The organism is Gammaproteobacteria bacterium (genome assembly GCA_003696665.1).
Lineage (GTDB): Bacteria > Pseudomonadota > Gammaproteobacteria > Enterobacterales.
Genome location: RFGJ01000060.1, coordinates 1 through 1,947, shown reverse-complemented (window position 1 = coordinate 1,947; position 1,947 = coordinate 1). Strand labels below are relative to the sequence as shown.

Below are 1,947 nucleotides of genomic sequence, written 5' to 3'. Positions count from 1 at the left end.
TTGCAAGTAGGCAAGTGAGCAAGTGAGCAAGTTTGCAAGGGGCAGGCGTCCCCTCGCCCTTAGGGAGAGGGGGAGGGTGAGGGAGTAAGTGGCAAGTGGCAAGAACTACTAGGCATCGTTAGAATGATCCCTTTGCAGAATGTGATTTATTCAAAAGCAAGGCCTTTGTGAGGGCTTTACGAGTTGACTTTCACCAAAGAATACTGTACAACAAAGATACACTCGCCTGCTCTGGGGAGGAGACCTGCTTCACATGCAAACATTTGGCCGCTACGAAATTTTGGAAGAATTGGGCAAGGGGGGTATGGCAGTTGTGTACCGCGCCTTGGATCCACGTTTCAAGCGCGAGGTGGCGCTCAAGGTGCTGCCGCGCACCTTGTTGCACGATGACCAATTTCGGGCGCGCTTTGAGCGCGAAGCGCAGGTCATTGCCCAATTGGAACACCCCGCCATCGTTCCAGTATACGATTTCGGCGAACAGGATGGACAGCCTTATATCGTCATGCGCCTGATGACCGGAGGATCGCTGGCAGAGCGTATTCAACAGCAAGGAACCATCTCACTTGCAGAATCCACTGCCATCCTAACCGTCATCGCCGAGGCACTGGATGAAGCCCACGAACGGGGCATCATCCATCGAGACATCAAACCCGACAATATCCTGTTCGATGCACGCGGCAAGGCCTACCTCTCCGATTTTGGCATCGCCAAGATGCTCCAGGCCACGGTAAGTCTGACAGGCAGCCAGATGATTATTGGCACGCCGGCGTACATGAGTCCCGAACAGGGGCGCGGCGAGCGCGATATAGACCGACGTAGTGATGTGTATGCTTTGGGGGCCATTCTCTTTGAAATGCTCAGCGGGCGCATCCCTTATGACGCAGATACCCCTACGGGACAAATCATCAAACACATCACCGACCCCGTGCCAAACCTCTGTGCGCTGCGTCCCGACTTGCCGCCCAGCATTCAAACCGTCATTGCTACAGCCATGGCCAAAGACCGCGATGCACGCTATCCCACTGCGGGGCATCTGGCGGAAGCGATGTCTTATGTAACTCGCGGCCTGACTCCGCCGCCGAGGTCTCTCTCTCAAGCACCACAGCCCCAACCAGCGCCACAAGCCTCTCCTTTGCCGCCGGCAAAAGAGAGGCTCACCGCGCCAGTATCCACCTTCCAGTGGCTACCGTGGCTGACAGTAGCAGCCATCCTGTTAGCATCGCTGTTTTTTTTCGCGTGGGGCAGTAAAAAGACCACACCGCTCCAGACGCAAACGCCTGCCCCCACTGCTCAGCAAAGTATCATCATTTCATCTCCGACCCCCACTACAACCCATACGCCCGCCCCTTCATCCAGTCCGGAGGCGCCTACCCATACCCCTACAATTACGCCATCTCCGACCTCCGTACCAATGGCCGAAATCTCTGTGCGCTCTGCTAACGTGCGCACCGGGCCAGACACCCGTTTTACCGTGCTCGCCAGTTATCCAAACACCACGCGACTGCCAGTTCTAGGCGTCAACGCCCAACACACGTGGTTACAAGTGCAACTTCCCAACACAAATACCATCGGCTGGATAGCGCTTAGTACTGTGACGCTTGATCAAGATGTTGCACTGCTCCCCATAGTGGAAGCCCCACCAACGCCCTCCCTACCACCGACTTCTACCCGCACACCAACACGCAAGCCCCAGAGAAAAAAGAGTGCCACGCCACAAGACACCTCACCGCCACCAACTTCAAAACCTCCGCCGCCAATTTCTTACCCTTGATTCCCCCACATGAAAGCCTGGACTCTTGCCTGCCTCCTGTTAATGCTGAGTGGCTTATCGGGGCGCGCCACCAATATCACCCCCATCTGCGCCGTGCAGGGCAGCGGCAAGACCTCGCCCTACGCCGGGCAAACCGTCACCCTCGAAGGCCTCGTCACCGCCGATTTCGACCAGCG

Annotated in this window: 1 protein-coding gene; it reads left to right on the top strand. The window is 56.7% G+C overall.

Translation table 11 applies throughout. From position 1 onward, the window contains the following. Positions 1–253: 253 nt before the first annotated feature. Entirely contained in the window at positions 254–1,771 is a 1,518-nt protein-coding gene (locus D6694_01885) for a serine/threonine protein kinase (GenBank protein ID RMH47469.1), read from the top strand. Positions 1,772–1,947 lie beyond the last annotated feature (176 nt).

Excerpts from the sequence above, each read along its gene's own strand:
- D6694_01885 (RMH47469.1), top strand. The coding sequence starts at position 254 with ATGCAAACATTTGGCCGCTACGAAATTTTGGAAGAATTGGGCAAGGGG.